This is a genomic window from Pseudomonas sp. I3-I5 (assembly GCF_022699445.1).
GTDB classification, from domain to species: domain Bacteria; phylum Pseudomonadota; class Gammaproteobacteria; order Pseudomonadales; family Pseudomonadaceae; genus Aquipseudomonas; species Aquipseudomonas fulva.
Genome location: NZ_CP093940.1, coordinates 3,036,862 through 3,059,489 on the forward strand (window position 1 = coordinate 3,036,862; position 22,628 = coordinate 3,059,489).

General features: G+C 63.1%; 24 protein-coding genes and 1 other RNA gene. 19 read left to right on the forward strand and 6 right to left on the reverse strand.

The genetic code is table 11. The features are described from left to right. Nucleotides 1-32: 32 nt before the first annotated feature. Nucleotides 33-728: an alpha/beta fold hydrolase gene (locus MOP87_RS13435; RefSeq protein ID WP_028687958.1), complete on the reverse strand. Its 696-nt coding sequence runs from the start codon at nt 726-728 to the stop codon at nt 33-35. A gap of 49 nt (nt 729-777) precedes the next feature. Here MOP87_RS13435 and ccoN (MOP87_RS13440) point away from each other — a divergent pair, with 49 nt between their 5' ends. The 16 genes from ccoN (MOP87_RS13440) (at nt 778) to MOP87_RS13515 (ending at nt 16,415) form a co-directional block, all read left to right on the forward strand. Next, nucleotides 778-2,202 carry a cytochrome-c oxidase, cbb3-type subunit I gene (gene ccoN, locus MOP87_RS13440; protein ID WP_027916026.1) on the forward strand — a complete coding sequence of 475 codons (1,425 nt, stop codon included), beginning with the start codon at nt 778-780 and terminating at the stop codon, nt 2,200-2,202. Between the two features lie 13 nt (nt 2,203-2,215). Beyond that, nucleotides 2,216-2,824, forward strand: a complete 609-nt coding sequence (gene ccoO, locus MOP87_RS13445; protein WP_023535920.1) for a cytochrome-c oxidase, cbb3-type subunit II — start codon at nt 2,216-2,218, stop codon at nt 2,822-2,824. 5 nt (nt 2,825-2,829) lie between these two features. After that, nucleotides 2,830-3,033, forward strand: coding sequence for a cbb3-type cytochrome c oxidase subunit 3 (locus MOP87_RS13450; RefSeq protein ID WP_027916025.1), 204 nt, complete (start codon nt 2,830-2,832; stop codon nt 3,031-3,033). Continuing rightward, nucleotides 3,030-3,971: a cytochrome-c oxidase, cbb3-type subunit III gene (ccoP, locus tag MOP87_RS13455; protein WP_027916024.1), complete on the forward strand. Its 942-nt coding sequence runs from the start codon at nt 3,030-3,032 to the stop codon at nt 3,969-3,971. Before MOP87_RS13450 ends, ccoP (MOP87_RS13455) begins: the two co-directional genes overlap by 4 nt. 366 nt (nt 3,972-4,337) lie before the next feature. Next, nucleotides 4,338-5,780 (forward strand): cytochrome-c oxidase, cbb3-type subunit I, encoded by a 1,443-nt coding sequence (gene ccoN / locus MOP87_RS13460; RefSeq protein WP_111475185.1) that lies wholly within the window; start codon nt 4,338-4,340, stop codon nt 5,778-5,780. Beyond that, nucleotides 5,780-6,388 carry a cytochrome-c oxidase, cbb3-type subunit II gene (ccoO, locus tag MOP87_RS13465; protein ID WP_023535925.1) on the forward strand — a complete coding sequence of 203 codons (609 nt, stop codon included), beginning with the start codon at nt 5,780-5,782 and terminating at the stop codon, nt 6,386-6,388. The genes ccoN (MOP87_RS13460) and ccoO (MOP87_RS13465) overlap by 1 nt, the downstream gene beginning before the upstream one ends. Before the next feature lie 5 nt (nt 6,389-6,393). Next, the gene (locus MOP87_RS13470) at nt 6,394-6,591 is read left to right on the forward strand and encodes a CcoQ/FixQ family Cbb3-type cytochrome c oxidase assembly chaperone (protein ID WP_023535942.1); all 198 of its coding nucleotides are present in this window, start codon (nt 6,394-6,396) and stop codon (nt 6,589-6,591) included. Beyond that, a complete protein-coding gene (gene ccoP, locus MOP87_RS13475; RefSeq protein ID WP_140174147.1) occupies nt 6,588-7,568 on the forward strand; it encodes a cytochrome-c oxidase, cbb3-type subunit III in 981 nt (326 codons plus the stop codon). The genes MOP87_RS13470 and ccoP (MOP87_RS13475) overlap by 4 nt, the downstream gene beginning before the upstream one ends. A 437-nt stretch (nt 7,569-8,005) precedes the next feature. Further along, nucleotides 8,006-9,421, forward strand: a complete 1,416-nt coding sequence (gene ccoG / locus MOP87_RS13480) for a cytochrome c oxidase accessory protein CcoG (protein ID WP_111475193.1) — start codon at nt 8,006-8,008, stop codon at nt 9,419-9,421. 14 nt (nt 9,422-9,435) lie between these two features. Then, entirely contained in the window at nt 9,436-9,960 is a 525-nt protein-coding gene (locus MOP87_RS13485; protein ID WP_028687959.1) for a FixH family protein, read from the forward strand. Nucleotides 9,961-9,997: 37 nt separating this feature from the next. Further along, nucleotides 9,998-12,469, forward strand: coding sequence for a heavy metal translocating P-type ATPase (locus MOP87_RS13490; RefSeq protein WP_242809635.1), 2,472 nt, complete (start codon nt 9,998-10,000; stop codon nt 12,467-12,469). Continuing rightward, a complete protein-coding gene (gene ccoS / locus MOP87_RS13495) occupies nt 12,451-12,663 on the forward strand; it encodes a cbb3-type cytochrome oxidase assembly protein CcoS (protein ID WP_028687961.1) in 213 nt (70 codons plus the stop codon). Before MOP87_RS13490 ends, ccoS begins: the two co-directional genes overlap by 19 nt. Continuing rightward, nucleotides 12,656-13,339 carry a sulfite exporter TauE/SafE family protein gene (locus tag MOP87_RS13500; protein WP_242809637.1) on the forward strand — a complete coding sequence of 228 codons (684 nt, stop codon included), beginning with the start codon at nt 12,656-12,658 and terminating at the stop codon, nt 13,337-13,339. The genes ccoS and MOP87_RS13500 overlap by 8 nt, the downstream gene beginning before the upstream one ends. A gap of 177 nt (nt 13,340-13,516) precedes the next feature. Next, the gene (gene hemN / locus MOP87_RS13505) at nt 13,517-14,899 is read left to right on the forward strand and encodes an oxygen-independent coproporphyrinogen III oxidase (protein ID WP_242809639.1); all 1,383 of its coding nucleotides are present in this window, start codon (nt 13,517-13,519) and stop codon (nt 14,897-14,899) included. 178 nt (nt 14,900-15,077) lie between these two features. Then, nucleotides 15,078-15,812 (forward strand): Crp/Fnr family transcriptional regulator FnrA, encoded by a 735-nt coding sequence (fnrA, locus tag MOP87_RS13510; protein WP_027916015.1) that lies wholly within the window; start codon nt 15,078-15,080, stop codon nt 15,810-15,812. 54 nt (nt 15,813-15,866) lie between these two features. Then, the gene (locus MOP87_RS13515; protein WP_023535921.1) at nt 15,867-16,415 is read left to right on the forward strand and encodes an adenine phosphoribosyltransferase; all 549 of its coding nucleotides are present in this window, start codon (nt 15,867-15,869) and stop codon (nt 16,413-16,415) included. A gap of 101 nt (nt 16,416-16,516) precedes the next feature. On the opposite strand, the gene recR is transcribed toward MOP87_RS13515, so the two are convergent. From recR to dnaX, 3 genes are all read right to left on the reverse strand, one after another. Then, complete coding sequence (gene recR, locus MOP87_RS13520; protein ID WP_023535938.1) at nt 16,517-17,119, reverse strand: recombination mediator RecR; 603 nt, start codon at nt 17,117-17,119, stop codon at nt 16,517-16,519. A 125-nt stretch (nt 17,120-17,244) separates the two neighbouring features. Next, nucleotides 17,245-17,580, reverse strand: coding sequence for a YbaB/EbfC family nucleoid-associated protein (locus MOP87_RS13525; RefSeq protein WP_023535908.1), 336 nt, complete (start codon nt 17,578-17,580; stop codon nt 17,245-17,247). A 63-nt stretch (nt 17,581-17,643) separates the two neighbouring features. Beyond that, complete coding sequence (gene dnaX, locus MOP87_RS13530; RefSeq protein ID WP_059183774.1) at nt 17,644-19,701, reverse strand: DNA polymerase III subunit gamma/tau; 2,058 nt, start codon at nt 19,699-19,701, stop codon at nt 17,644-17,646. Between the two features lie 119 nt (nt 19,702-19,820). Here dnaX and MOP87_RS13535 point away from each other — a divergent pair, with 119 nt between their 5' ends. Further along, complete coding sequence (locus tag MOP87_RS13535) at nt 19,821-20,579, forward strand: ABC transporter substrate-binding protein (RefSeq protein WP_028687962.1); 759 nt, start codon at nt 19,821-19,823, stop codon at nt 20,577-20,579. Between the two features lie 3 nt (nt 20,580-20,582). On the opposite strand, the gene MOP87_RS13540 is transcribed toward MOP87_RS13535, so the two are convergent. Continuing rightward, entirely contained in the window at nt 20,583-21,062 is a 480-nt protein-coding gene (locus tag MOP87_RS13540) for a DUF2938 domain-containing protein (protein WP_059183773.1), read from the reverse strand. 80 nt (nt 21,063-21,142) lie between these two features. On the opposite strand from MOP87_RS13540, the gene MOP87_RS13545 reads away from it, so the two are divergent. Together MOP87_RS13545 and MOP87_RS13550 are read left to right on the forward strand one after the other, a co-directional pair. Further along, nucleotides 21,143-21,583, forward strand: a complete 441-nt coding sequence (locus tag MOP87_RS13545; RefSeq protein WP_242809640.1) for a helix-turn-helix domain-containing protein — start codon at nt 21,143-21,145, stop codon at nt 21,581-21,583. Nucleotides 21,584-21,751: 168 nt separating this feature from the next. Then, a complete protein-coding gene (locus MOP87_RS13550; protein WP_028687964.1) occupies nt 21,752-22,201 on the forward strand; it encodes a DUF2846 domain-containing protein in 450 nt (149 codons plus the stop codon). A gap of 142 nt (nt 22,202-22,343) precedes the next feature. On the opposite strand, the gene ffs is transcribed toward MOP87_RS13550, so the two are convergent. Continuing rightward, nucleotides 22,344-22,440, reverse strand: an RNA gene (gene ffs, locus MOP87_RS13555) — signal recognition particle sRNA small type. Nucleotides 22,441-22,628 lie beyond the last annotated feature (188 nt).

Here is a 22,628-nt window from a genome sequence, read left to right on the forward strand (position 1 = left end):
TTGATGAACCCGGGGTTTGCCACCGCGCATCGTCATTGCCTATCCAGAAAGCGCGCCACCTTGTCGGCCGCTGCCTGCAGGTGCTGTTCATGACTGAACCCGGAAGCCTTCAGGGGCTTTAGGTCATGATCGCCCGTCGCAAGCCACTGCACCTCGATTGCAGGTGACAAGGCATACCGCCCAACCGCCTCCCGATTGCCCAAGGCATCGCGCTCACCCTGAACGATCAAGGTCGGAGTCTGCAACCCGGCCAGGTGTTCGACCCGTGGCTTTTCCGGCTTGCCTGCTGCATAGAACGGATAGCCCAGGCACACCAGCGCATCGGCCCCCAACTCGTCCGCTACCAGGCTGGCCATGCGCCCGCCCATCGACTTGCCCCCAATCGCCAATTTACCCGCGACCAAAGGTCGCACGTGTTGGTACACCTCGCGCCAGCATTGCAGCAAGGCCGGCTGCGGATTGGGTGGCCTTCTGCTGCCGCCTTGCCGACGCTGGGCCATGTACGGGAACTCAAAGCGCACCACGGCTACCCCACGTGCTGCAAGCCTTTGCGCCATCTGCTCCATGAACTCGCTGTCCATCGGCGCCCCGGCGCCATGGGCAAGGATCAGGCAGGTCCGGTACGGCTCACCGTACACCCAGTGTTCAGGTGTGCAGCGCAAGCCTGGGACATTTCCGACCTTGGCCCATTGATCCCCGTCAATGCAGGCATTTTGCCCATTACTCATGCTTGCCTCGCTCTATAGCCTGCCAATAACCGTGGATGGGAACCCATACATGAACACAACCAGCAGTACCGCCTATAACTACAAGGTGGTCCGCCAATTCGCCATCATGACGGTGGTGTGGGGAATCGTCGGGATGGGGCTCGGCGTCTTCATCGCCGCCCAGCTTGCCTGGCCTTTCCTGAACCTCGATCTCCCCTGGACCAGCTTCGGCCGCCTGCGCCCACTGCATACCAATGCGGTGATTTTCGCATTTGGCGGCTGTGCGCTGTTCGCCACCTCCTATTATTCGGTGCAACGCACCTGCCAGACCACCCTGTTCGCGCCACGCCTGGCCGCGTTCACCTTCTGGGGCTGGCAACTGGTGATTCTGCTGGCTGCCATCAGCCTGCCGCTGGGTTACACCAGCTCCAAGGAATACGCCGAACTGGAATGGCCGATCGACATCCTGATCACCATCGTGTGGGTGGCGTATGCCGTGGTGTTCTTCGGCACTCTGATCAAACGCAATACCAAGCACATCTATGTGGGCAACTGGTTCTTCGGCGGTTTCATCCTGACCGTGGCGATGCTGCACATCGTCAACAACCTGGAACTGCCTGTCAGCCTGACCAAGTCCTACTCGGTCTACGCCGGGGCCACCGATGCCATGGTGCAGTGGTGGTATGGCCATAACGCCGTGGGCTTCTTCCTGACCGCAGGCTTCCTGGGCATGATGTACTACTACGTGCCCAAACAAGCCGAACGCCCGGTGTATTCCTATCGCTTGTCGATCGTGCACTTCTGGGCACTGATCACTTTGTACATCTGGGCAGGCCCTCACCACCTGCACTACACCGCCCTGCCCGACTGGGCCCAATCGCTGGGCATGGTGATGTCGCTGGTGCTGCTGGCACCGAGCTGGGGCGGCATGATCAACGGCATGATGACCCTGTCCGGCGCCTGGCACAAACTGCGCAGCGATCCCATCCTGCGCTTCTTGGTGGTCTCCCTGGCGTTCTACGGGATGTCCACCTTCGAAGGCCCGATGATGGCCATCAAGACCGTCAACGCCTTGTCCCACTATACCGACTGGACCATTGGCCACGTGCATGCCGGCGCCCTGGGCTGGGTAGCGATGATCTCCATCGGCGCCCTGTACCACACCATCCCCAAGGTCTTCGGCAAGGAGCGCATGTACAGCATCGGGCTGATCAACGCGCATTTCTGGCTGGCCACCATCGGCACCGTGCTCTACATCGCCTCGATGTGGGTCAACGGTATCGCCCAGGGCCTGATGTGGCGCGCAGTCAACAGCGACGGCACGCTCACCTACTCGTTCGTCGAAACCCTGGTGGCCAGCCACCCAGGCTTCGTCGTGCGCTTCGTCGGTGGCGCGATCTTCCTCAGCGGCATGTTCCTGATGGCTTGGAACACCTGGCGCACCGTACGTTCGCCAGCGCTGGATACCGTCCCTGCGAACGCCCAGCTGGCTTGAGGAGACCTGCCTGATGAAACATGAAGTCATCGAGAAAAACGTCGGCCTGCTGGCCTTGCTGATGGTCTTCGCCGTCAGCATCGGCGGCCTTACCCAGATCGTCCCGTTGTTCTTCCAGGACGTAACCAATACGCCGGTCGAGGGCATGAAGCCCTACACCGCGCTGCAACTCGAAGGCCGTGACATCTACATCCGCGAAGGCTGCGTAGGCTGCCACTCGCAGATGATCCGCCCGTTCCGCGCCGAAACCGAGCGCTATGGCCATTATTCGGTTGCCGGCGAAAGCGTGTGGGACCACCCGTTCCTGTGGGGCTCCAAGCGCACCGGGCCAGACCTGGCCCGAGTCGGCGGGCGCTACTCGGACGACTGGCACCGCGCCCACCTGTATAACCCGCGCAACGTGGTGCCGGAGTCGAAGATGCCGTCGTATCCGTGGCTGGTGGCCGACCAGGTCGACAACAGCCACACCGACACCAAGATGCGCGTGCTGCGCACCCTGGGCGTGCCTTACACCGACGAAGACATTGCCGGCGCGCGCGAGGCGGTGAAGAACAAAACCGAAATGGACGCCCTGGTCGCCTACCTGCAGGTGCTGGGCACCTCGATCAAGAACAAGAGGTGAATGCGATGGAAATGGACATCGGCATGATCCGCGGCCTGGGCACCCTGGTGGTGTTGATCGCCTTCATCGGCCTGAGCCTGTGGGTATTCAACCGGCGCCGCGACCAGGACTTCGCCGAAGCGCGCCTGCTGCCCTTCGTCGACGACCGCCTGCCTCCTGTCGAGCAGGCACCTGAAACCCGTGCAGCTGCGAGGAGCAAAGCACAATGACCGCCTTCTGGAGTACCTACATCAGCGTACTGACCATCGGCAGCCTGATCGGCCTGACCTGGCTGTTGCTCGGCACCCGCAAAGGGCAGAGCAACAGCACGACCGACCAGACCATGGGGCACAGCTTCGATGGCATCGAGGAATACGACAACCCGCTGCCCAAGTGGTGGTTCTGGTTGTTCGTCGGCACCTTGGTCTTCAGCGCTGGCTACCTTGTGCTGTATCCGGGCCTCGGCAACTGGAAAGGCATCCTGCCCGGTTACGAAGATGGCTGGACCGGTGTCAATGAATGGCAGAAGGAGATGGACAAGGCCGATGCCAAGTTCGGCCCGATCTTCGCCAAGTACGCCGCCATGCCGGTGGAAGAAGTGGCCAAGGATCCGCAAGCACTGAAGATGGGCAGCCGCCTGTTTGCCTCCAACTGCTCGGTTTGCCATGGTTCCGATGCCAAGGGCGCCTACGGCTTTCCCAACCTGACCGACCACGACTGGCGCTGGGGCGGTGAGCCTGAAACGATCAAGGCGTCGATCATGAACGGCCGTCACGGCGTGATGCCGGCCTGGGCCGAGGTGATCGGTGAACAGGGCGTGTCGGATGTGGCGGCGTTCGTGCTGACCAACCTCGATGGGCGCAAGCTGCCCGAAGGCGTCAAGGCCGACCCGGTCAAGGGCAAAGCGCTGTTCGCGAGCAACTGCGTGGCCTGCCACGGGCCTGAGGGCAAGGGCACTCCTGCCATGGGTGCGCCGGACCTGACCCATCCGCAGGCGTTCATCTATGGATCGAGCTTCGCCCAGTTGCAACAGACCATTCGTTATGGTCGCCAGGGCCAGATGCCCGCGCAGGCCGAGATCCAGGGCAATGACAAAGTGCACTTGCTGGCGGCCTACGTCTACAGCCTCTCCCAGGGCGACGCAGCCCAAGGCGTGACGGTCAAGTAACCCGCTCTTCGTCTTCTTCCCCGCCCCACAGCGCCGCTCTAGCGGCGCTTTTCATTTGTGAGCGTCCAGCACCCCAGCCGCTTGCGCATCCCACGCCCCCTCAATGCACATTCTTGCCATGCCTTGAGGCCCACTTTCTGACCGTCCGAAAAAGCCTGACCGTTCGATCAGAAAAAACCGAGAAACGGTACACATTACAAATATTTATTTGTGTACAATCCATGGCATCCCCCGTTCACTGCGTGCCACTGTCGAACAGGGCTGGACACGGGTCGGCGTACCAAAGTTGCGTTGCGGTAACCCAGGGGGTTTCCGATACTGATGCCGATTTCGACCAACAAGAACATAAAACCGTGGAACCTGAGAATGAGCACTGCAATCAGTTCGACTGCTTATAACTACAAGGTCGTCCGCCAGTTCGCCATCATGACGGTGGTCTGGGGGATCATCGGCATGGGCCTGGGTGTCTTCATCGCCTCGCAGCTCGTGTGGCCTGAGCTCAACCTGGACCTGCCCTGGACCAGCTTCGGCCGCCTGCGCCCACTGCACACCAACCTGGTGATCTTCGCCTTTGGCGGCTGTGCACTGTTCGGCACCAGCTACTACGTGGTGCAGCGCACCTGCCAGGCCAGGCTGATCTCCGATCGCCTGGCGGCCTTCACCTTCTGGGGTTGGCAGGCCGTGATCGTCGGCGCCCTGGTCACGCTGCCCATGGGCTACACCACTACCAAGGAATACGCCGAACTGGAATGGCCGTTGGCAATTCTGCTGACCATTGTCTGGGTCGCCTACGGCGCGGTGTTCTTCGGCACCATCGTCAAGCGCAAGACCAAGCACATCTATGTCGGCAACTGGTTCTATGGGGCTTTCATCGTGGTCACTGCGATGCTGCACATCGTCAACCACATTTCGTTGCCGGTCAGCCTGTTCAAGTCGTACTCGGCCTATTCGGGCGCGACCGATGCCATGATCCAGTGGTGGTACGGCCACAACGCCGTCGGTTTCTTCCTGACCACGGGCTTCCTGGGCATGATGTACTACTTCGTGCCCAAGCAGGCCGAGCGGCCGATCTATTCGTACCGCCTGTCCATCGTGCATTTCTGGGCGCTGATCACCCTGTACATCTGGGCCGGCCCGCACCACCTGCACTACACCGCCCTCCCCGACTGGGCGCAGTCGCTGGGCATGGTGATGTCGATCATCCTGCTGGCCCCAAGCTGGGGTGGCATGATCAACGGCATGATGACCCTCTCCGGTGCCTGGCACAAACTGCGCACCGACCCGATCTTGCGCTTTCTGGTGGTGTCGCTGGCCTTCTACGGCATGTCCACCTTCGAAGGGCCGATGATGGCCATCAAGACGGTGAACTCGCTGTCGCACTACACCGACTGGACCATCGGCCATGTGCATGCCGGGGCCCTGGGCTGGGTCGCGATGATCTCCATCGGCGCCGTGTACCACATGATCCCGCGCCTGTACGGGCGTGAGCAGATGCACAGCATCGGCCTGATCAATGCCCACTTCTGGCTGGCGACCATCGGCACCGTGTTGTACATCGCCTCGATGTGGGTCAACGGCATCACCCAGGGCCTGATGTGGCGCGCCATCAATGCCGACGGCACCCTTACCTACTCGTTCGTCGAAGCCCTGCAGGCCAGCCATCCGGGCTACATCGTTCGCGCGCTGGGCGGCGCGTTCTTCGCCAGCGGCATGTTGCTGATGGCCTATAACGTGTTGCGCACCGTGCGCGCGGCCAACCCGGTGGAGGCTGAAGAAGCCGCCAAGATCGCTGTCGTGGGAGCGCACTGATGAAGCACGAAGCCGTAGAGAAGAACATCGGCCTGCTGGCCTTCTTCATGGTGATCGCCGTCAGCATCGGCGGGCTCACCCAGATCGTCCCGTTGTTCTTCCAGGACGTGACCAATCAGCCGGTCGAAGGCATGAAGCCGCGCACCGCACTGGAGCTTGAAGGCCGGGACATCTACATCCGCGAAGGGTGCGTGGGTTGTCATTCGCAGATGATCCGCCCATTCCGGGCAGAGACCGAGCGCTACGGCCATTACTCGGTCGCCGGCGAAAGCGTCTGGGACCACCCGTTCCTGTGGGGTTCGAAGCGCACCGGCCCGGACCTGGCCCGGGTCGGTGGGCGCTATTCCGATGACTGGCACCGCGCCCACCTGTACAACCCGCGCAACGTGGTGCCGGAATCGAAGATGCCCGCCTACCCATGGCTGGTGGAAAACACCCTCGATGGCAAGGACACCGCCCGTAAGCTCCAGGTGCTGCGCACCCTCGGGGTGCCCTACACCGATGCCGACATCGCCGGCGCTCGGGATGCGGTCAAGGGCAAGACCGAAATGGACGCCCTGGTGGCGTACCTGCAAGGCCTTGGCACCCTCATCAAGAGCAAACGGTGACGGCGATGGATATCGGAATGATTCGCGGCCTGGGCACCGTGGTGGTGCTGGTGGCCTTCATCGGCCTGGCGCTGTGGGTGTTCAGCCCGCGGCGCAAGAAAGACTTCGACGAAGCGACCCAACTCCCCTTTGCCGATGACCCCCAGGCCCGCCAACACGTCGAGCACGCACAAGAAAAGGCATCCGGGAGCAAAAAACAATGACAACGTTCTGGAGTGTGTACGTCACCGTTCTGACCCTGGGCACCATCCTCGCCCTGACCTGGCTGCTGCTGTCTACCCGCAAGGGTCAACGCGAGGAGACCACCAGCGAAACCGTCGGCCATGCGTTCGACGGTATCGAGGAGTACGACAACCCGCTGCCCAAGTGGTGGTTCTGGCTGTTCGTCGGCACCATTGTCTTCGCCCTGGGCTACCTGGCCCTGTACCCGGGCCTGGGCAACTGGAAAGGCATACTGCCCGGCTACGCTTACCTGGATAACGACAAGCAGGCCGAGTTCTCGGACGGCCAGGCCGGCTGGAGCGGTGTACACGAATGGGAGAAGGAAATGGCCAAGGCCGACGCCCGGTTCGGGCCGATCTTCGCCAAGTTCGCGGCCATGCCCATCGAAGAGGTGGCCAAGGACCCACAAGCGCTGAAGATGGGCGGTCGCCTGTTCGCCTCCAACTGCTCGGTATGTCACGGTTCCGATGCCAAGGGTGCCTACGGTTTCCCCAACCTGACCGACAAGGACTGGCGCTGGGGCGGCGAGCCGGAAACCATAAAAGCCTCGATCATGAACGGGCGCCACGGGGTCATGCCGGCGTGGGCCGAGGTGCTGGGCGAACAGGGCGTGGCCGATGTGGCCGCCTTCGTGCTCACCAACCTGGACGGTCGCCGTCTGCCGGAGGGCATCAATGCCGATCCGGCCAAGGGCAAGGTGATCTTCGCCAGCAGCTGCGTGGCCTGCCACGGGCCGGAGGGTAAGGGCACCCCGGCCATGGGCGCTCCGAATCTCACGCACCCCCAGGCGTTCATCTATGGGTCGAGCTTTGCACAGTTGCAGCAGACCATCCGCTACGGCCGCCAGGGGCAGATGCCGGCCCAGGCACAGTTGCAGGGCAACGACCGGGTGCATTTGCTGGCTGCTTATGTGTACAGCCTTTCGCACTCGCCGGAGGCAGGCGAGAAAGCCGAGTGAGGAAGTTTGGGGGTGGGCTGCTGGCAGCCAGGCCAGACATAAGCCCAGCAACCGGGTTGTTCCAACAGGCGGGCAACAAATGCGTCACCGGCTGACCTGGATCAATTGACACTTCCCATATCACGTTTCACAAGATCAACCCAATGCGGCCAAAGGTCGCACCTCGGTCTGAACGTCTGCCAGGGGCGTATCATGGCCGCGCAGCGCTAGGCTCTGTGTGAAGAGTCTTGAGACGAAGGTCAGGCAAGGCGAAAACAGCCGAGGAAGCGGAGTTTACATGTTGTAAATGAGCATTCCGACCGGGCTGGCGATCCAGGCTGTTTTCAACGCAGCATCACCGAGTATCAAGGCTTTTCACACAGGGCCTAGCAGATTGCGCGAGACTGCGGCCGGCATGCACTGGCCGCGGCATTTCTCCACTGCCGTGGGACATGATGATGAGCAAGCATATACCGGTACATGATGTAACCCCGCCTGCCAAGACAGGAAAGGATTCCGTCGACCTCTACGCCTCGCGCGAAAAAATCTACACACGTGCCTTCACCGGCCTGTTCAGGCGCTTGCGCATGGTAGGTGGTGCGGTCTTGCTCTTGCTGTACTTCGGTACCGTCTGGCTGAACTGGGGCGGGCACCAGGCCGTGTGGTGGAACCTGCCAGAGCGCAAGTTCTACATCTTCGGCGCGACCATCTGGCCCCAGGACTTCATCCTGCTGTCGGGCATTCTGATCGTGGCGGCCTTCGGCCTGTTCTTCATCACCGTGTTCGCAGGCCGGGTCTGGTGCGGCTATACCTGCCCGCAAAGCGTGTGGACGTGGATCTACATGTGGTGCGAGAAGGTCACCGAAGGTGATCGCAACCAGCGAATGAAGTTGGACAAGGCGCCCATGAGCGCCAACAAGTTCGCCCGCAAGTTCGCCAAGCACAGCCTGTGGCTGCTGATCGGCTTCGTCACCGGCATGACCTTCGTCGGCTATTTCGCCCCCATCCGCGAGCTGGTGGTCGAGTTCTTCACGGGCCAGGCAGACGGCTGGGCCTACTTCTGGGTCGGTTTCTTCACCCTGGCCACCTATGGCAACGCCGGCTGGTTGCGCGAGCAGGTGTGCGTGTACATGTGCCCCTACGCGCGCTTCCAGAGCGTGATGTTCGACAAGGACACACTGATCGTGTCCTACGACCCGCGCCGTGGCGAGACCCGTGGGCCGCGTAAAAAAGACGTGGACTACAAGGCCAAGGGCCTGGGCGATTGCGTCGACTGCACCCTGTGCGTGCAGGTGTGCCCCACGGGCATCGACATCCGCGATGGCCTGCAGATCGAGTGCATCGGCTGCGCCGCGTGCATCGACGCCTGCGACAGCATCATGGACAAGATGCACTACCCCAGAGGGCTGATCAGCTATACCACCGAGCACAACCTGTCCGGGCAGAAGACCCACCTGCTGCGCCCTCGCCTGATCGGCTACGCCGTGGTGCTGCTGGTCATGATCATCGCCCTGGCCAGCGCCTTTGCCACCCGCTCGCTGGTAGGCCTGGACGTGAGCAAGGACCGCGTCCTGTACCGGGAGAATGCGCAGGGGCGCATCGAAAACGTGTATAGCCTCAAGGTCATGAACAAGGACCAGCGCGACCACGTCTACGTGCTCGATGCCACCGGCCTGCCCGACCTGATGCTCGATGGCCAACGGGAAATCCGCGTGGCCGCCGGCGACATCGTCAGCCTCCCCGTGCAACTGTCGGTGGCCCCGGAAAAACTTCCCTCGACCACCAACGAAATCACCTTCATCCTCAAGAGCGCCGATGACAGCGACGCCCAGGTTGAAGCCAAGAGCCGTTTCATCGGCCCGCAGATTCGCTAAGAAGGATGAACACCATGCCTGCCACCGCCGCCAGCCCCTGGTACAAGCACCTCTGGCCCTGGATCATCATCGGCATCCTGACCACCTCGGTGTGCCTGAGCCTGACCATGGTCAGCATCGCCGTGCGCAACCCGGACAACCTGGTGAACGACAACTACTACGAGGCCGGCAAGGGCATCAACCGCTCCCTGGACAGGGAGCTGCTGGCTCAGCAACTGGCGCTCAAGGCCAGCGTCCACCTGGACGACCTGACCGGTGAGGTAGATGTGCGCCTGACCGGTAGCAGTGACCCGCAGACGCTGGAGCTGAACCTTATCTCCCCTACCCAGCCGGCCATGGACCGCCGGGTGCTGCTGAGCCGTGTCGAGCAGGGGCGCTATGTCGGCCAGCTGGAAGACAAGGTCAATGGCCGGCGCTTCGTCGAGCTGCTGGGCAGCGAAGGCGATCAGGTGTGGCGCCTGTTCGAAGAAGAGAAGGTCGAGCATGGTGTGATCCTGGAGTTGGGTGACGAGGCGCTACAAGGCGCTCAACACCTTTGATCGCGCTCGCGATCGACTTGTGCAAGGCAATGATGCGATGACCCAACCCATCCTCTGCTACCACTGCGCACTGCCCGTTCCCGCCAGTCGCGGGTTCACCGCCGTGGTCCTGGGGCAGCCCAGAGCCTTCTGCTGCCCAGGCTGCCAGGCTGTGGCCGAGTCGATCATGGCCGGGGGCCTCGAGCACTACTACCAGCACCGCAGCGACAACAGCGCCAACCCGCAAGCCCTGCCCCGGCAGTTGCAAGACGAGTTGGCGCTGTACGACCGCAGCGATGTGCAGCAGCGATTCGTGCGGCACGAGGGCGAACTGGCCGAAACCACGCTGCTGGTCGAGGGCGTCAGTTGCGCCGCCTGCGGCTGGCTGATCGACAAGCACCTGCGCAACCTGCCGGGGGTGGCCGAGGCGCGCTTGAACCTGTCCAATCATCGGCTGCTGCTGAGCTGGGATGATCGGCAATTGCCGCTGTCGCAGGTGCTGGCGGCGCTGCGCCGGATTGGCTACGCCGCCCACCCCTATCAGCCGGACCAGGCGGCCGAGCAGTTGAACCGGGAAAACCGCAGTGCGTTGCGCAGGCTGGGGGTCGCAGGATTGCTGTGGTTCCAGGCGATGATGGCAACCATGGCCACCTGGCCGGAATTCAACATGGACCTGTCCGCCGAGTTGCACACAATCCTGCGCTGGGTGGCCCTGTTCCTCACCATTCCCATCGTCTTCTACAGCTGCGCGCCCTTTTTCAAGGGCGCAGCGCGTGACCTGCGCACCCGCCACCTGACCATGGACCTGTCCGTCTCGCTGGCCATCGCCCTGGCGTTCGGTGCCGGGATCTGGACGGCTGTCACCGGTAGCGGCGAGCTGTATTTCGACACTGTCGGCATGTTCGCCCTGTTCCTCCTGACCGGGCGCTACCTGGAACGGCGCGCCCGCGAACGCACGGCCGCCGCGACGGCGCAACTGGTCAACCTGTTGCCGGCATCCTGTCTGCGTGTCGATGCCCAGGGCCGCAGCGAGCGCATCCTGCTCAGTGAACTGCGTTGCGGGGACAGCGTGCAGGTGCTGCCGGGGTCGGTGATCCCGGCTGACGGTCGCATCGTGCAAGGGCGCTCGAGTGTCGATGAGTCGCTGCTGACCGGCGAATACCTGCCCCAACCTCGCCAGGAGGGTGATCGGGTCACAGGTGGCACGCTGAACGTGGAAAGCGCCCTGCAGGTGCAGGTGCAAGCCCTGGGCCAGGATTCGCGGTTGTCTGCCATCGTCCGCTTGCTCGAACGTGCCCAGACCGAAAAGCCACGCCTGGCCCAGATTGCCGACCGCGCCTCCCAGGTGTTCCTATTGTGCTCACTGCTCGCGGCCGCCGCGATTGGCGTGTGGTGGTGGCAGGTGGAGCCGCAACGGGCGTTCTGGATTGTGCTCGCCATGCTGGTTGCGACTTGCCCCTGCGCGCTGTCGCTGGCCACCCCGACCGCGTTGACGGCGGCGACAGGCACGTTGCACAAGCTGGGCCTGCTGGTTACACGCGGTCATGTGCTGGAGGGCCTGAATCAGATCGACACGGTGATTTTCGACAAGACCGGCACGCTGACCGAAGGGCGCCTGACCTTGCGCAGCATCAGGCCGCTGGGCCATGCAACGGCCGACACTTGCCTGGCCTGGGCCGCGGCCCTGGAAAACCGCTCCGAGCATCCCATCGCACGGGCCTTCGGCCAAGTGGCCACGCCGGCCGATGGTGTGCTGGCCGTGCCCGGGCTGGGCCTTGAGGGTGAGGTTGAAGGCCAACGCCTGCGCATCGGCCAGGCAAGCTTCGTCTGCGCCTTGAGCGGCACCCCGCCGCCGGCGATACCCGAGCCACGGGGACAGTGGCTGCTGCTGGGCGACCGCCGCGGGCCGCTGGCCTGGTTCGGGCTGGACGATCGCCTGCGTGAAGACGCCCCTGCCCTGCTCGCGGCCTGCAAGGCGTTTGGCTGGCGTACGCTGCTGCTGTCCGGAGACAGCTCGCCGATGGTCGGCGAGGTGGCCGCGCAACTGGGCATCGACGAGGCCGCCGGCGGCCTTAGGCCCGATGACAAGCTAGCGCGGCTCAAGGCCCTGCAAGAGGCCGGGCACAAGGTGCTGATGCTGGGGGACGGGGTCAATGACGTGCCGGTGCTGGCGGCGGCAGACATCAGCATCGCCATGGGCAGTGCCACTGACCTGGCCAAGACCTGCGCCGACGCGGTGCTGCTTTCCAACCGGCTTCAGGCGCTGGTGCAGACGGCCTCGCTGGCGCGGCGCACGCGGCGCATCATCATCGAGAACCTGCTGTGGGCCAGCCTGTACAATGGCCTCATGTTGCCGTTCGCGGCCCTTGGCTGGATCACCCCGGTGTGGGCAGCGGTCGGCATGTCGGTCAGTTCACTGGTGGTAGTGCTCAACGCCCTGCGCCTGACCCGAATGCCTGCTGCGGCGCCTGCCCTGGCCCCGTCAGCACCTACCCTTGCGAGGAACCTGCCATGCCCGCCCTCTATGTGATGATTCCCGCAGCGCTGCTGCTGGTCGGCGTGGCCGTCTACATCTTCTTCTGGGCGGTGGACAGCGGCCAGTACGACGACCTGGAAAGCCCCGCTCACAGCATTCTCTTCGACGATCAGGATCCCCGTCACCAAGCCGCCGTCACGCCCGAACAAACGCCTGATAACCCTTCCGAGCCCCCGGCTCGTGGCTGACTTGCTACCCCTACTGGGCTCGGCGCTGGTGCTCGGCCTGCTCGGAGGCGGTCACTGCATGGGCATGTGCGGCGGCCTGATGGGCGCCCTGACTCTGGCCATACCCCCGGCGCAGCGCGGCCGTCGATTGCGGCTGCTGGTGGCTTACAACGTCGGGCGTGTGCTCAGCTACACGGCCGCGGGCCTGATGCTCGGCATGGCGGGCTGGGCGGTGGCCAACAGCCCTGCCGTGCTTGTTTTGCGCATCATGGCCGCCTTGCTGCTGATCGCCATGGGCCTGTACCTGGCCGGTTGGTGGAGCGGACTGACCCGCATCGAAGCCATGGGTCGCGGGCTGTGGCGGCACATCCAGCCGGTGGCGTCACGCCTGCTTCCGGTCTCGAGCCTGCCTCGCGCACTGCTGCTGGGCGCCTTGTGGGGCTGGCTGCCGTGCGGATTGGTGTACAGCACCTTGCTGTGGGCCGCCAGCCAAGGCAATGCATTGCACAGTGCAGCCCTGATGGCGGCATTCGGGCTCGGGACCTGGCCCGTGCTGCTGGCCACCGGGTTGGCGGCCGAGCGGGTAAACAGGTTGTTGAGACAACGCAGCGTGCGGGTGGCCGGCGGCATGCTCGTGGTGCTGTTCGGCGTATGGACAATGCCCGGCCCTCATCAACACTGGCTGATGGGCCACTGAGGCGAGCCAGGCGGCGCAGCGTATGGCTTATGGCCAGTAACCGGCCGTACCCACCGCGCATCGCTTGAGCTAGACCTAGCGCCCTCAGGCCGTTTAGCGCTTGATACAAATCAACACAGATTCCTACAGACATCCCTAGACTCCGGAACATTGCTGCTCTTTCCGGGGACCGCCCTCATGCTCGACGACCTACGTTGGGACACCGACCTGATCCGCCGCTACGATCTGGCCGGGCCACGCTACACCTCCTACCCAACCGCCGTGCAACTGCACAGCGAAGTGGGCTCGTTCGACCTGCTGCACGCCCTGCGCGAAAGCCGGCGGGCCGTGCGCCCGCTGTCGCTGTACGTGCATGTGCCGTTCTGCGCCAACATCTGCTACTACTGCGCATGCAACAAGGTCATCACCAAGGACCGGGCACGCGCTGCCCCCTACCTGCAACGCCTGGAACAGGAAATCCAGCTGGTGGCCTGCCACATGGACAGCAGGCAACGTGTGGAGCAGCTGCACTTCGGCGGCGGCACCCCGACCTTCCTGAGCCATGTAGAGCTGCGTCAGCTGATGGCCACGCTGCGCCAGCACTTCAGCCTGCTCGATGACGATTCGGGCGATTACGGCATCGAAATCGACCCGCGCGAGGCGGACTGGTCGACCATGGGCCTGCTGCGTGAGCTGGGCTTCAACCGCGTCAGCCTCGGCGTGCAGGACCTGGACCCGGCCGTGCAGCGTGCCGTCAACCGTCTGCAGAGCCTGGAGCAGACGCGCACCTTGATCGAGGCGGCTCGCACCCTGCAGTTTCGCTCGGTGAACCTGGACCTGATCTACGGGCTGCCGCGCCAGACGCCCGAAGGGTTCGCACGCACCGTTGAAGAAGTGATCCGCCTGCAGCCCGATCGCCTGTCAGTCTTCAACTACGCCCACCTGCCCGAACGGTTCATGCCGCAACGGCGCATCGAAGCCGGGGAGCTGCCCAGTGCAGCGGCCAAACTGGACATGTTGCACGCCACTATCGAGCAATTGACCGCTGCCGGCTACCGCTACATCGGCATGGACCACTTTGCCTTGCCCGATGACGAACTGGCCATTGCCCAGGAGGAAGGCACGCTCCAGCGTAACTTCCAGGGCTATACCACTCATGGGCACTGCGACCTGATCGGCCTGGGCGTGTCGGCGATCAGCCAAATCGGCGATTTGTACTGCCAGAACAGCAGCGACCTCACCACCTACCAGGACAGCCTCTCCAACGCCCAGCTCGCCACCCAGCGCGGCCTGCTGTGCACCCCCGACGACCGTCTGCGCCGGGCGGTCATCCAACAGCTGATCTGCCATTTCGAGCTGGACTTCGAGTCGATCGAACAGTCATTCGCCATCGATTTTCGTGGCTATTTCAATGACCTGTGGCCGGAGCTCTTGACCTTGCAGCGCGATGGCCTGATTCGCCTGGACGACAAGGGCATTCGGATTCTACCGGCCGGGCGACTGCTGGCCCGTTCGGTGTGCATGGTCTTCGATGCCTACCTGGCCCTGCACAATCGCCAACGGTTCTCCCGTGTGATCTGAGCGAGGCATTTGGCCGCACTCCATGCGTCCTGGCCATGCGGCTGCTGGCACTCAGGCCATCGGGTGATGCGCAGCCGGGCGTGGCAAGCCAGCCTACTGGTCGCGGCCACTGGCCTACACCCTATGTCGTGGGTTACCCTTACGACTTATGTGTGCTTTCCCACAAGGATCGAGTCAAATGTCCGAGCCAGTCAAACTGCGCCCACACAGCCAGGCCCATTGCAAGGATTGCAGCCTGGCCCCCCTGTGCCTGCCCCTTTCACTCAACCTGGAAGACATGGACGCACTGGACGAAATCGTCAAGCGAGGTCGCCCTCTCAAGAAAGGCGAGTTCCTGTTCCGCCAGGGGGATAATTTTGGCTCGGTCTATGCCGTACGCTCCGGCGCTCTGAAGACGTTCAGCCTGAGCGACAGCGGTGAAGAGCAGATCACCGGTTTCCACCTGCCCAGCGAACTGGTGGGCCTCTCCGGCATGGACACCGAGGCCTACCCGGTGTCGGCCCAGGCCCAGGAAACCACGTCGGTCTGCGAAATTCCGTTCGAGCGCCTGGATGAACTGTCGGTGCAATTGCCGCAGCTGCGTCGCCAGTTGATGCGCGTGATGAGCCGCGAAATTCGCGACGATCAGCAGATGATGCTGCTGCTCTCGAAGAAAACCGCCGATGAGCGCATCGCGACGTTCCTGGTCAACCTGTCGGCGCGCTTCCGCGCCCGTGGCTATTCGGCCAACCAGTTCCGCCTGAGCATGTCGCGCAACGAGATGGGCAACTACCTGGGGCTGGCGGTGGAAACCGTGTCGCGCGTGTTCACCCGCTTCCAGCAGAATGGCCTGCTGCGCGCCGAAGGCAAGGAGGTGCATATCCTCGACCCGATCCAGCTTTGCGCGCTGGCCGGTGGCGCAATGGAGGCCTGAGGGCGGCTTTAGCAGGTATACTGGGCCGTTCGTTTTCCCAGGATACCTGCAACAATGCACAGCGACGCCTTCGACCTCAAAGCCCTGATCCGCCCGGTAGTGGACTTTCCCAAGCCGGGTGTGATCTTCCGCGACATCACCCCACTGTTCCAGTCGCCGCGCGGGCTGCGCTATGTGGCCGATCAGTTCATCGAGCGTTATGTGGAGGCCGAATTCAGCCACATCGGCGCCATGGACGCGCGTGGTTTTCTGATCGGTTCGATCATCGCCCATCAACTGAACAAGCCCCTGATCCTGTTCCGCAAGCAAGGCAAGCTGCCCGCTGACGTGCTCAGCGAGGGGTACCAGACCGAGTACGGTGAAGCCTTCCTTGAAGTGCACGCCGACAGTCTGTGCGAGGGCGACTCGGTACTGATCTTCGACGACCTGATCGCCACCGGCGGTACGCTTCTGGCCGCCGCCAACCTGGTGCGCCGTACGGGTGCGCAGGTGTTCGAGGCGGCAGCCATCATCGACCTGCCCGAGCTGGACGGCTCGCGCCGTTTGCAAGCGGCGGGCGTACCGACCTTCTGCCTGACCGAGTTTTCCCTCAGCGAGCGTTGAGGGGTGACGCCTGGGCGGCGATGGGGTGCGGCGACACCAGGATCAGCTTCGCGGCGGAAATCCCGAGGTCACTGCACCGCAGGTCGTACCCTATCACTGCCTCAGAGCGAGATAGGGCGACGCCCTGCAAAGGCATGGGCCAGCGTGCCGCCATCTACCAACTCCAGCTCGCCGCCCAGGGGCACGCCATGGGCGATACGCGAGGCGACCAGACCCTTCTCAGCTAGCAACTGCGCAATGTAGTGCGCCGTGGCTTCACCTTCCACCGTGGGGTTGGTGGCAAGAATGACTTCGGTGAAGGTGCCCTGCTCCTGGATGCGTGCCATCAACTGTGGAATGCCGATCGCCTCCGGGCCCAGTCCGTCGAGCGGCGACAGATGCCCCTTGAGCACGAAGTAGCGGCCGCGATACCCGGCCTGCTCGACGGCATAGACATCCGTCGGGCCCTCGACCACGCACAGTTGCGTGTCGTCACGCCGTGGGTCGGCGCACTGCGGGCACAGGTCCTGTTCGGTCAGGGTGCGGCATTGGCGGCAATGTCCTACCCCTTCCATGGCCTGAGTCAGCGCCTGGGCGAGCCGCAGCCCCCCGCTGCGGTCACGCTCCAGCAATTGCAGGGCCATGCGCTGTGCCGTTTTCTGGCCAACGCCGGGCAAGATGCGCAAGCCGTCGATCAGCTGGCGGATGAGAGGACTGAAGCTCATGGGAAACGCCTGACAAGTCATTAAGAGGCGGTTTATACCCACCATGGGGTGTGGCGTCAAATCGGCACGGCGGCCATAAAAAAACCGCCGCTGTTACCAGCGACGGTTCGTGGGCGCGCAGGGGCTCAGAACGGCATCTTGAAGCCTGGCGGCAATTGCATGCCAGCCGTCATGCCGCCCATCTTTTCCTGGCTGCTCTGTTCGATCTTGCGCACGGCATCGTTCAGGGCTGCAGCGATCAGGTCTTCGAGCACTTCCTTGTCGTCTTCTTCGGTCGACATCAGGCTCTGGTCGATGCTCACGCGCTTGACGTCGTGGCGACCGGTCATCACCACGCTGACCAGACCACCGCCGGACTGGCCGGTGACTTCTGCGTTGGCCAGCTCTTCCTGCATTTTCTGCATCTTTTCCTGCATCTGCTGGGCCTGCTTCATCAGGCCGGCCATGCCACCTTTCATCATGGGGAATACCTCGATTGGGTCATGTGATGCGGCCGGGCACGGGGCTGGCCGCATGGTTATTCGTTATTGGCCCTGACTGGCCAGGGCCTCTACAGGCTCAATAGTATCGTGCCGCACCTTGGCGCCAAACAGCTTGATCATCTGCTGGATCAGCGGGTCGTGCTCGATCGACGCCTCGGCTTCATGCTGGCGCTCCAGGCGCTTGCGGGCTGCCGCCTGAGCTGGCGTTTCCTGTTCGGGCCGGATCAGCTCGATGCGCAGGTTCAAAGTACGCCCCAGGTGCTGGTTGAGCGCCTCGTTCAGGCGTCTTTGCTGGGTGGCGTTGAACAACGCGCCTTGGCCCGGGTCCAGGTGCAGGAGCCAGTCATCACCGTCGGCGGCGATCAACGTGCAGTTGGCCGCGATGTTGCCCGTCATACCAGAGACAGGCAACTGCGGGAACAATTCCAGCCATTGCAAGGCCAGCCCGGTCGCCGGCTTGGCAGCAGGCAGCGGCTCGGCGGCCGCCTGGGGCTGCTCCTGGACGTGTTCGGCCAGCTCGTCGAGGTAGCTGAAGCCCACCGGATCGCTTTCGCCAGCGTAGTAGTCTTCGTCGAGCGGCGGCTCGTCGTCGCGGTCCATGCCCACCGATGCATACGCACCCGGATCGAACGGAGGTACATCATCGTGGGTTGCAGCGGCCTGTTGGGCAGGAGCAGGGTTTGCAGCAACGGGGGCTGGAGCCGGCTGGGGCTCCTGCATGGCCGGTGCGGCAGGCGCTTCCCACGGCAGATCGATTACCGGCGCGACTGGCTCAGGCACCGAGATGGCCTTAATCTCCGCCTCGAGTTCGCGGTCACGCTCAGCTTCGGGTTCATGGTCTGCCGTTGCCGGCGCAGGCACCTCGATCACAGGCGCAGGCGTTGACGGCGCCGACGCAGCCGGCTCGCTTACCGGTTGGGCAACCGCTGCCGGGGGCGCCACCGGTTCGACGGAATCAGCTGTGGCCTGGCTGATCCCCACTGGCTTTAGCACCGGCCTCGGGGCTCCATCGGCATCGGCCGGGCGGAACGCCAGCATGCGCAGCAGTACCATCTCGAAACCACCACGCGGGTCGGGCGCCAAAGGCAAGTCGCGCCGCCCTATCAGGCCCATCTGGTAATAGAACTGCACGTCCTCGGCCGGCAATGCAGCGGCCAGGGCGAGCACGCGCTCCCGGTCACCCTGGCCGTTGTCCACGGCCTCGGGCAAGGCCTGGGCAATGGCCACACGGTGCAGCACGTTGAGCATTTCGGCCAGCACCCCGGCCCAGTCCGGGCCCTGCTCGGCCAGGTTGCGCACGGCTTCGAGCAGGGCGCGTGCATCCCCTTCGAGCAATGCCTGCAGCACCCCGTACACCTGGCCATGGTCCAGGCTGCCGAGCATGGCGCGCACATCGGCGGCCAGCACCTTGCCTTCACCGAAGGCGATGGCCTGGTCGGTCAAGCTCATGGCATCGCGCATCGAGCCGTCGGCCGCGCGGCCGAGCAACCACAGCGCATCGGCCTCGAACGGCACGTTTTCGGCCTCGAGCACGTGGCTCAGGTGCTCGACCACCCGCTCCGGGCTCATGTTCTTCAACGAGAACTGAAGGCAGCGCGAAAGGATGGTCGCCGGCAGTTTCTGCGGGTCGGTGGTGGCCAGGATGAACTTGACGTAGGGCGGTGGCTCTTCCAGCGTCTTGAGCAACGCGTTGAAGGAGTGGGTCGAGAGCATGTGCACTTCGTCGATCAGGTAGACCTTGAAGCGCCCACGGCTCGGCGCGTACTGGACATTGTCCAGCAGCTCGCGGGTATCCTCGACCTTGGTGCGGCTGGCGGCGTCGATCTCGATCAGGTCGACGAAACGCCCTTCATCGATTTCGCGGCAGACCGAGCAGGTCCCGCAGGGCGTGGAGGTGATACCGGTTTCGCAGTTCAGGCATTTGGCGATGATGCGCGCGATGGTAGTCTTGCCTACACCGCGCGTGCCGGTGAACAGGTAGGCATGGTGCAGGCGCTGGTTGTCCAGCGCGTTGATCAAGGCCTTGAGCACATGGGCCTGGCCGACCATTTCGCGAAACGAGCGCGGACGCCATTTACGTGCAAGAACCTGATAACTCATCGAAAAACCATCGTAGCCTGATCGAGCGGAAGATCGCTAATGCTAGCGGAGCGGGGGCAAAATTGCACTGCCTGACTGGCCGTGCGCGACGATGGACAGCGGATCATGGAGAACCTGCGGTGCGGACCCTGCTGGCTTTGTTTCTTTTCTGGTCGGCTCACAGCCTGGCTGAACAGCCGGTACTGCGCTTTTCGGTGGCCGAGAGCTGGAGCATGCCGCTGATTCGCATCGAGAACGGCCAGCCGGTCGAAGGCCTGCTGTTCGATGTCATGGAAGCAGCTGCCAAACAAGCCGGTGCCCGACCCGAATATCATGTGATGGCTCGAATGCGCCTCGAGGAGGCGATGAACCAGGGTGATATCGATGTACGTTGCTACGTCAGCGACCAGTGGTTGATGGCGCGGCCGAAGGACTTCATCTGGAGCGTGCCGCTGATTCACCAGCGCGATGTGCTGGTAGGCCGCCTGGGCGAAGGCGGCCCGATTTCGCCACAACGGCTGTCACCCCAGCCCATCGGCACCGTTCTGGGCTACACCTACACCACGCTTGAACCCTTGCTGGCGGCACACCGGCTTTACCGGGAAGACAGCCGCAGCCAGGAGCTGGCCTTGCAGAAGTTGCAAGCGGGACGGTACCGGTATGCCGTCAGCAACCAACTGTCACTACGGTGGTTCAACCACCAGCGCCATGCGCAATTGCAGCCACTGGCGGTGCTGGACGAGCAGGACCTGGGCTGCCTGGTCCGCAACGACCCTGACATCCCCGCCCAAGCGCTGCTGCGCGCATTGGTGCGCATCAAGCAGAGTGGGGAGATGGAGCGCTTGCTGCAACGCTACGGCAGCACCGAAGAGCCCCCACCCACCGGGACGGGCACCTGACCCCTATAGCGCCAAGGCCGTCACGTACAACCCGATACCGAATACCATGTGGTTCACCAAGCTCTTGAAGCGCGCACGCCAGGGGCTGGGCGTGCGTGAAGCAAAAAAACCCATGCCCATGGCAGGCTGCATCAGGCACATGGGCGCCAGTACCGTACCTGCGCCCACGGCCAATGCCGGCCACAGGGTCGGCGCGCTCAGCCACGCGACGCCCGCCGTAGTGACCAGCAGCATCGCGAACGCCACGCCAATGGCGTAGTGCAGCGCCCAGCCCCACACCCGCTCGTGCTTGATGGGCGGGGCCTGCCGGATCGCCTGATGGCGCCAGTGCCCTTGCAGTGCATGCCCGGCCCAGCGACCTACCAAGGCGTAATCGAGCGTGGTGGCGCCCAGGCGCCTGGAGACCGCAGACCAGCCGTCCATGACCAGTGTGGCGCCAACGCCGATGCCCATTGCTGCAATCCACTGTTTGCTGATGACCATGACGCTTCCTCTCATTTGACGTTGTTGAATACGCCGGGCAGCATGCAAGTTGAAGTCAACTTCAAGTCAAGGGCTTGTACATGGACATTGCCGATGTGGCGAGACGCACGGGCGTGCCGTCTTCCACGCTGCGTTACTACCAGAAGAAAGGCCTGCTCACGGCGCGTGGCGAGCCAGGCCAACGCCGGCAGTTCTCGGCCGACGTGGCTGAAAGGCTCGCATTGATAGCGCTGGGCCAGGCCGCCGGTTTTTCGCTGGACGAGATCAGCACCCTGCTGGTGGACCTGAAGGTCGACCGGGCGCAGCTGCTGGCCAAGGCCGATGAGCTCGACAGCCAGATCAAGACATTGCAGGCCATGAGCAAGGGCTTACGCCATGCGGCTGAGTGCCCTGCGGCCGATCACCTGGCCTGCCCGCGGTTTCGCCGGTTGATGGCAGTGGCCTCAGCACGATCAGCACATCCGAATGTAGTGCGCCGTTTGAAAATGGCGACCCCTTCGGCAGGTAAACCTAGGCACTGAATAGGGCTAACGACATCCAGAATCGGATTCACCTGCATGCCCATGAGTGCAACGCTCAAGGCGTTTGTATTCACGTCTCGATGCACCGCGAGGCAGCATGGCATAATGATATTAATGATGGAGCGAAGCGCTGATCATTCAACATTCATTATCGACAAGGAAATCTCGATGCTGTCTCGCATCAAGCTGTTCGCTACTGTCATCAGTCTGGCTATCTTAACGGGCTGCGCCTCCGTACCCATGGAGAGCCCCGAAGCAGACGCCGCGCTAAAGACTTTTGCAGCACCGCCCGCCGACCAGGCCGGCCTCTATATCTACCGTGACAACTTCGTCGGTAAAGCCCTGAAGAAAATCGTCACTGTCGATGGCAAGATCGTGGGACAAACTGCAAACCGGGTCTACTTCTACCGCCTGGTTACCCCTGGCCCGCACAAGATCGGCACTGAGTCCGAATTCAGTGACAATGTCATCGATTTGATGGCGGTGGGCGGGAAGAATTACTACATCCGCCAATCGATCAAAGTTGGCGTTTTCGTAGGCGGTGCGAAGTTGGAGGTTGTGCCTGAAAGCGTGGGCCAGGCCCATCTGCAGAAGTGCACGTTGGCAAAATCACAGTAACCCCAGCGCCTGATGCTGCGTATGCGGTAGTGTGCGCAGCGTTATAACCAGTGTTCGCAGTGCGGGCACTTACGAAAAAACGGCACAGTTTAGGTGACTGAGCGCTTGGCCTTGTAGAATTCAGGGCCTGAAATGGAGGCGGCCCCGCCAGCCACACCCCGGCACTCGATGTTCCCGCTATGGCTGCTCCCTTCCGGGCCTGACCAGGTTAACGGGTAATCAATGCGGGAGGACCGACAGGGCCACCACTACATGTCTCGCTGAACAGCGAGTGGCGCCATTGTACCGGTCCTGAGCCCAGATACAACCTCTGCGGCAGAAAAAGTCATCATTTCTCAATGACTTGTCTGGCTAGCGCGCGCCACACGGTCAAACACCCTAACCCGCCAGCGACCCCGGCCGCCAAGATGGACAAGTGCCGGCACTC